Genomic DNA, 7,697 nt, shown 5'->3' on the forward strand with positions numbered 1-7,697 from the left:
GATGAAGATCACCATGCAGCGCGAACGACTGATGGAGCCGGTCAGCTTGCGCAGGCTCTGCGACATCAGGCGGGCCTGAAGGCCGACATGGCTGTCGCCCATCTCGCCCTCGATTTCGGCGCGCGGCACGAGGGCGGCCACCGAGTCGACCACCAGCACGTCGATCGCGTTCGAGCGGACCAGCGTGTCGGTGATTTCCAGCGCCTGCTCGCCGGTATCCGGCTGCGACACGATCAGTTCGTCGATATTGACGCCCAGCTTCTTGGCATAGACCGGGTCAAGCGCGTGTTCGGCGTCGACGAAGGCGGCGGTGCCGCCCATCTTCTGCGCCTCGGCGATGACGTGCAGCGCCAGCGTCGTCTTGCCCGAGGATTCAGGGCCATAGACCTCGATCACGCGGCCGCGCGGCAAGCCGCCCACGCCCAGCGCGATGTCGAGCCCGAGCGAGCCGGTCGAGATCGCCTCGACCTGCATCGCTTCCTTCTGTCCCAGCTTCATCGCCGAGCCCTTGCCGAATGCCCGGTCGATCTGAGCGAGCGCGGCGTCGAGCGCCTTTTGACGGTCTGCGTTTGCGGTTGCCATGCCTGTTTCGATCACTTTCAGATTGGCGGCCATCAGATGCTTCCTTCGCTAGACCAACCTGGTGGTCCATTCAACGCATCTGCAATGTATGTGGTTTGTTCCATAGGAACAAGATGGGAACAAAAGTTCAGCGTAAAAAAGTCGCCAGCGTCCACCAGCCCTGATCCGCGGCGACCCGCGCGGCCGCGTCTCGCGCCTCGACCGATCCGAAGACGGTAAAACAAGTCGCGCCCGATCCCGACATGCGCGACAGGATCACGTCCGGCGCCTTCGCAAGCAGGTCCAGCACGTGATCGATCGCCGGGGCAATCGCGCGCGCCGGCGGCTCCAGATCATTGCGCCCCGCCGCCGCCATGGCCCAGACATCGCCGTCGCCCAGGCCGCCGCGATCCACGCCGTCCCAACGCGCGAACACCGCCGCCGTCGATACGCCCACCCCCGGATTGACCAGCAGCACAGGCCGATCGCCGAGCGGTTCCAGCGGTTGCAGCGCATCGCCCTTGCCCCGCCCCAGCGCGGTCCGCCCCAGCAGACAGGCGGGCACGTCCGCCCCCAGTTCCGCCGCCAGCGCGAACAATTCGGGGTGGCCGGCGTCCACGCCGTGCAGCCGGGCCAGCGCACGCAGGGTCGCCGCCGCATCGGCCGAGCCGCCGCCAATGCCAGAGGCGACCGGCAGATGCTTGTCGAGCGTGATGGCATGCCCCCCTTCAACCCCGAAGCGCGCGCAAAAGCCACGCGCGGCACGCATCACAAGATTGTCCCCGCTCGCCTCGCCGGCCAGCACGGCCGCGAACGGCCCGGTCAACGTCAGGTCGGTCGCATCGGCGCGTGCCACCGTGACGACATCGCCGTCACGGCAAAAGGCGAACAGCGTTTCCAGTTCGTGATAGCCGTCATCCCGGCGGCGGCGGACATGCAACGCCAGGTTGATCTTGGCGGGCGCGGGCTCGGCGATAGCGGTCATCGCCCGCCCATGCGATGTCGGGCCCGCAGCGGCAAGGGGGATCAGCGTGCGATCTTGGCGGCGAGTTCGGCCTGCGCACCGGCATCGGCCGTCAGCGCCGCCGCCCGCCACGCATAGCGCGCTTCATAATGACGACCCAGCGCCCAATAGATATCGCCAAGATGGTCATTGATCTCGCTATTGGCCGGCTCCGCCATCGCGGCCCGCTCGACGAGCGGGAGGGCGCGGCGCACCTGTCCGGCCTTGAAATAGCCCCAGCCGAGAGAATCGGTGATCGAGGCATCCTCCGGCGCCAGCTTGCTCGCGCGTTCGAGCAGGGCGAGCGAGGCGGGAACGTCCTGCCCCCGCTCGATCCGGGAATAGCCGAGATAATTGAGCGCCAAAGGCTCGTCGGGGCCCAGCGCGACCGCCCTGGCGAGCGCCGCATCCGCTTCGTCCTTGAGACCCGCCTGATCCAGCGCCCCGCCATATTGGAGCCATGCCGCCCACGGCAAAGGCGGGTCCGCCTCGGTCACGCGCCTGTACCAGGGCACCGCATCGGCGGGCCGCTTGGCGACGACCAGCTGATCGGCATAAAGCTGCCAGTCCTCGATCGTGGCCCGCCTGTCGGTGGCCAGCCCCTTCGCCAGCATCAGCGCCTCGCCCTGTCGATCGGCCTCGGCCAACAGGCCGACGCGGACGATCGCAGCGCGGTGAGCGAAGGCACCGCGTGGGTCGACGCCCTCCACCGCCGCGAGCGCCGAGCCCCACGCCTCGTCCTTGGACAGCGCCTCCGCCAGCAACAGCCGGGCGCGATCATTGCCGGGATCGGCGATCAGCGCAGTACGCGTCAGCGCGATGACCAGCGGACGCGGACCTTCGCTGACCAGTTCGCCCGCCACGCGCAGCAACAGGCGCGACACGCCGAAGCCCAGGCTGGGCTTGGCCCCCAATGTCTTGCGGGTCGCCGACACCAGGGGATCGGTCAGCATGGCGCGGGCATTCGCCTCGTCCCCGCGCCCGGCGATCAGCGCGGCGGCGGCGATGCGCGTATCGGCCGGCGGCCGCGTCGCCTCGACCAGCAGGCGAGCCGCCTTGCCATCCATCTGTCGCGCGGCGAGCGCGATCAGCACGCGGGTCTCGTCGGCCAGTCGGCGCGCGACCGGCTCCTTGCCGGCGCTCGCCAGCATGGGCTCGACCGGTTGGCGGCGATCCCAGGCGGCCCAGCCGCGCAGACTGGGCGCCAGGATACGCAGCGGTCCGTCGTCCAGCCGCGCCACCGCCGCATCGAATTGGGCGGCGTCACGTCGGCGCGCGGCGATCGCCATGTCGAGGAGCGCGACGTCGATGGGCGCGACCTTCTCCGCCTCCAGCACCCGCGCCGCGCGCAGCGCCAGCGTCTCGTCACCGCTGATCATCGCCTCGCGATATGCGCGGACGGCGATTGCGGGATCGTCGGGCCAACCGTCGAGCGCGACGGCGAAATCGCCCGCCGCCGCATTGGCGCGTCCCTCGGCCGCCGCGACGCGCGCCGCCAGATAGGCGGCGAGCGGTCCGGGAGCCGCGACCGCCGGGGCGGCCCAGCCGCCGACGATCGCCAGCATGACGATGGAAGATAGAAACGGACGCTTACATATTGGGATAATTGGGTCCTCCGCCACCTTCCGGCACGACCCAGTTGATGTTCTGGGTCGGGTCCTTGATGTCGCACGTCTTGCAGTGGACGCAGTTCTGGGCGTTGATCACGAACTTCGGATCGCCCTCTTCCACGCCCACCACTTCGTAAACACCGGCGGGACAGTAGCGTTGCGCGGGCTCGTCGAACAAGGGCAGGTTGTGTTCGATCGGCACATCCGCGTTCTTCAGCGTCAGGTGGACCGGCTGATCCTCCTCATGATTGGTGTTCGACAGGAACACCGAGGACAGCCGGTCGAAGGTCAGGACGCCGTCGGGCTTGGGATAATCGGGCTTCTTCACCTGATCCTTGCGCCACAGCGTCTCGTGATCGGGCTTGTGCTTCATGGTGAAGGGCATCTTCACGCCCAGATGCTCGGCCCACATGGTCACACCCGCCAGCCCGCTGCCGACGAAATCGCCATATTTCTTGACCAGCGGCACGACGTTGCGGACGCCCGCCAGTTCCTTGTAGAGCCAGGAGGCGCGGAACGCCTCCGGGTAGGCGGTCAGTTCGTCGCCCTCGCGGCCGGCCTGGACCGCGGTGAAGGCGGCCTCGGCGGCCATCATCGCGGATTTCATCGCGCCGTGCGTCCCCTTGATACGGGGCACGTTGAGGAAGCCCGCCGAGCAGCCGACCAGCACGCCGCCGGGGAAGGTCAACTTCGGGATCGCCTGCAACCCGCCGTCATTGATCGCGCGCGCGCCATAGGACACCCGCTTGCCGCCCTTGAGCAGCTCGGCGATCTGGGGATGCGTCTTCCACTTCTGCATCTCCTGGAAGGGGGAGATATAGGGGTTGGTGTAGTTCAGCCACGTCACGAAGCCGAGGGCGACCTGGCCGCCCGCCTGGTGATAGATGAAGCCGCCGCCATTGGCGTCGTCGCCCAACGGCCAGCCCTGCGTATGGATGACGCGCCCGGGTACATGCTTGGCGGGATCGATGTCCCACAATTCCTTGATGCCGAGACCATAGACCTGCGGATCGCTGTCACGCGCCAGGTCGAACTGGCGAATGATCTCCTTGGACAGATGGCCGCGCACGCCCTCCGCGAAGAAGGTGTATTTGGCGTGGAGTTCCAGCCCCGGCTGGTAATCGGGCTTGTGCGTGCCGTCGCGGGCCACGCCCATGTCGCCGGTCGCCACGCCCTTCACCCGGCCATCCTCGTCGAACAGGATCTCGGCGGCGGCGAAACCGGGGAAGATCTCGACGCCCAGCTCCTCGGCCTTGCCCGCCAGCCAGCGGCACAGATTGCCCAGGCTGCCGGTATAGGTGCCCTTGTTGTGCAGATAGGGCGGGGTCAGCGCGTGCGGCAGGCTGCGGTGCTTGCCGGCGGTCAGGATCCAGTGATGGTTCTCTGTCACCGGCACCTCGGCCAGCGGACAGCCATCCTCGCGCCAGTCGGGCAGCAGCTCGTCGAGCGCGATCGGGTCGATCACCGCACCGGACAGGATATGGGCCCCGACTTCGGAGCCCTTTTCCAACACGCACACCGACAACTCGGCCCCGGTCTCGCCGGCCAATTGCTTCAGGCGGATCGCGGCGGACAGCCCCGCCGGGCCAGCGCCGACGATCACCACGTCATAGGGCATCGATTCGCGTTCGCTCATGGCATCCTCGCTTCTTGTCCGCGCCGCTGCCGTAGCGTCCCGCTGATCGGGCTCGTCCGGGCGCGGACGGAAAACATTCTGTCCTGACAGCCGATCCGACAGATTGACGCGAACGTCAACCTTGCAGCATGGGCTAATGCCATATGGGGGCCATTTCGACGTTCGACACCGCACCGCTCGACGGTGCACTCGCCGCCAGCGTGCTGGACTGGTGGCATGACGCCGGCGTCGACCTCTTGGTCGAGGACGAACCGCGCGACTGGATGGCCGAGCCCGTGCCGCCGACCGGCTTCGCGCCGCCCGCCGCCCCGCTCCCCACCTCGGCCATGCCCGGCACCGCCCGGTCGCCGATCCCCGTCCAGGTGCCCGCGCCGAGCGCCCTGCCCGAAACGCTGGAGGCGTTTCTGGAATGGCGGCTGTCGGATGCCGCGCCGGAGGCGGCATGGGATGGCGTCTCGCTGACCGCGACGGGGCCGGCCGATGCCCGGCTGATGGTCCTGGTCGATTGCCCGGACCGCGACGACGGCGACGCGGGCCGGATTCTGTCGGGCGCGGCAGGGCGGTTGTTCGACCGGATGCTGGCCGCGATCGGCCAGTCCCGCGACACCGTGCACCTCGCCGCCGTCTGCGCGCGGCGGCCGTTGGCCGGTCGCACGCCGGCCGGGCTGGAGACGCGGCTGGCCGAGATCGCGCGCCATCATGTTGGGCTGATCCGCCCACGCGGCCTGCTGCTGCTGGGCAATGCGGCGAGCCGTGCCGTGCTCGGGACCGAATTGACCACCGCACGCGGACATTTACACGCCGTTGACCATAAGAACGGCAAAAGCCAGGCGGTCGCCAGCTTTCATCCGCGCTTCCTCATCGAAAAGCCGATGGCCAAGGCGGAAAGCTGGAAGGACCTGCAGTTGCTCATGGGGGACTTGCGCGAATGAAGTTGGGGCACGCCGTCAAACGCACGCTGACGATCGGGGCCGTTCTCGCCGCCGGAACGACGCTGGCGGGGGCCGCGATGGCCGACCCGATCGATACCGCCGATGCACGCGGCCTCGCCACGTCCAAGGCCGCGCCGAGCATCCCGGCGCTTCTCGATGCCGAGCAGAAGGCCGGCTATGCCCGCGTGTTCGCGGCGATCCGCGACAGCCGCTGGACCGACGCGCAGCTCCAGCTCGATTCGCTCAAGCCCGGCCCGCTCCACGCGATCGCCCGTGCCGAACTCTATACCGCCAAGGGGTCGCCCAAGATCGATGTCGAGCGGCTGGTCGCCCTGCTCAACGAAGCGCCCGAGCTGCCCCAGGCCGAACAGCTGGCCCGGCTCGCCCGGTCGCGCGGCGCGCAGACCCTGCCGCCGCTGCCCGAAGCCCATACGCTGATCTGGCAGGACGGCGCGCCCCGCCGCATCCGTGCCAAGAGCGTGAAGAGCGACCTGATCGCCGCCGATCTGGCGGTGAAGATGCAGCCTTTCATCAAGGCCGATGACGGAGCCTCGGCCCAGGCGCTGCTCGAATCGACCTCCGGCCTGTCGTCCGACGCGCTGACCGAATGGCAGCAGCGCGTGGCCTGGATGTATTTCCTGTCGGGCGACGACACCAATGCCCGCGCCATGGCGACCAAGGCCGCCAATGGTTATGGCGAATGGGCGATCCAGGGGCGCTGGACGATCGGGCTGTCCGCCTGGCGCCAGAACGACTGCCAGACCGCCGATGCCGCGTTCGAGGGGACAGCCGCGCGCGCCACCGACGTCGATCTACGCGCGGCCGCTTTGTATTGGGCGGCGCGTTCGGACATGGTCTGCGGTCGGCCGGACCGGATCGAGGGGCGGCTGCGCACCGCCGCGCAATATCGTGAGAGCTTCTACGGACAGCTGGCGCGCCAGGCGCTGGGCATGCAGGGCGAGCGACAGCCACGTGGCCAGCTGGTCGCGACCGACTGGGCCGCGCTGGATCGCCGCCCCAACATCCTGGTCGCCGCCGCGCTGGTCGAGATCGGCGAGACCGATCTGGCGGATGCCGTCATCCGGCAGCAGGCCCGGATCGGCCAACCGAGTGAGTTCCGCAATCTCGTGCGCCTGGCCGAATCGCTCGATCTGCCGGCGACCACCGTCTGGCTGGCGCACAACTGCCCCGCCGGCGTCGCCGCGACCGCCGAGGCGCGCTACCCGACGCCCAGCTGGACCCCGGACAGCGGGTGGCGCGTCGACAAGGCGCTGGTCTATGCCCATACGCTTCAGGAAAGCGGCTTCCGCAACAAGGTGGTCAGCCCGGCGGGCGCCTATGGCCTCATGCAGATCATGCCGGCGGCCGCGACCGATTTCGCGCGCGAACGCGGCGTGTCGATCGACCGCAGCGCATTGACCAAGCCGTCGACCAACATGGATATCGGCCAGCGTCATCTGGAGCGGCTGCGCGACATGACCGGGGTCACCGGCGGCCTGCTGCCCAAGGTGATCGCCGCCTATAACGCCGGGCCCAAGCCGGTCGGCGAGTGGAACAGCCTGGTCCGCGACGGCGGCGACCCGCTCCTGTATATCGAGAGCATCCCTTATTGGGAGACGCGCGGATACGTCACCATGGTCCTGCGCAACTACTGGATGTACGAAAGCCAGACCGGCAAGGCCAAGTCGCCCAGCCGCTCCGCGCTGGCACAGGGCATGTGGCCGCGCTTCCCCGGCCTGCCGGGGGCGACGGCGGTTCGCCTGCAACGCCCGAACGTCGCCCAGGCCAGCGTGGCGCCCAAGACGACCATCGCGTTGAATGCGACCGTCAGCCCGCAGTCGAACACGGCGTTGCCCCAGGCCAATTGATCGGGTTCGCGGCCGGGGTTTCCCTTGGCCTTCGACTTCGCTCATGCTGAACGGCTGTGGGGTGGTTGTACCAGCCCCCGTTCAGCC

6 protein-coding genes are annotated in these 7,697 nt (G+C 68.6%); 2 read left to right on the forward strand and 4 right to left on the reverse strand.

The window, feature by feature from the left end:
• The 4 genes from recA to ACQKJZ_RS16740 form a co-directional block, all read right to left on the reverse strand.
• Window positions 1-615 (reverse strand): recombinase RecA (gene recA / locus ACQKJZ_RS16725; RefSeq protein WP_427732521.1); only part of this gene is annotated, 615 nt, incomplete at its 3' end.
• Between the two features lie 94 nt (window positions 616-709).
• On the reverse strand, window positions 710-1,546 hold the full coding sequence (locus ACQKJZ_RS16730) for a 4-(cytidine 5'-diphospho)-2-C-methyl-D-erythritol kinase (protein ID WP_427732523.1): 837 nt from the start codon (window positions 1,544-1,546) through the stop codon (window positions 710-712).
• 41 nt (window positions 1,547-1,587) lie between these two features.
• Window positions 1,588-3,129, reverse strand: coding sequence for a tetratricopeptide repeat protein (locus tag ACQKJZ_RS16735; protein ID WP_427732525.1), 1,542 nt, complete (start codon window positions 3,127-3,129; stop codon window positions 1,588-1,590).
• A 25-nt stretch (window positions 3,130-3,154) separates the two neighbouring features.
• Complete coding sequence (locus tag ACQKJZ_RS16740; RefSeq protein WP_427732527.1) at window positions 3,155-4,810, reverse strand: electron transfer flavoprotein-ubiquinone oxidoreductase; 1,656 nt, start codon at window positions 4,808-4,810, stop codon at window positions 3,155-3,157.
• A gap of 143 nt (window positions 4,811-4,953) precedes the next feature.
• Between ACQKJZ_RS16740 and ACQKJZ_RS16745 the strand changes: the two genes are divergently transcribed.
• Both ACQKJZ_RS16745 and ACQKJZ_RS16750 read left to right on the forward strand, forming a co-directional pair.
• Entirely contained in the window at window positions 4,954-5,742 is a 789-nt protein-coding gene (locus tag ACQKJZ_RS16745; protein ID WP_427732529.1) for a uracil-DNA glycosylase, read from the forward strand.
• On the forward strand, window positions 5,739-7,610 hold the full coding sequence (locus ACQKJZ_RS16750) for a transglycosylase SLT domain-containing protein (RefSeq protein ID WP_427732531.1): 1,872 nt from the start codon (window positions 5,739-5,741) through the stop codon (window positions 7,608-7,610). Before ACQKJZ_RS16745 ends, ACQKJZ_RS16750 begins: the two co-directional genes overlap by 4 nt.
• The last annotated feature ends 87 nt before the right edge of the window (window positions 7,611-7,697 follow it).

Origin of the sequence: Sphingomonas sp. NPDC019816, assembly GCF_050274375.1 — a bacterium.
In the GTDB taxonomy this organism is placed as follows: Bacteria; Pseudomonadota; Alphaproteobacteria; order Sphingomonadales; family Sphingomonadaceae; genus Sphingomonas.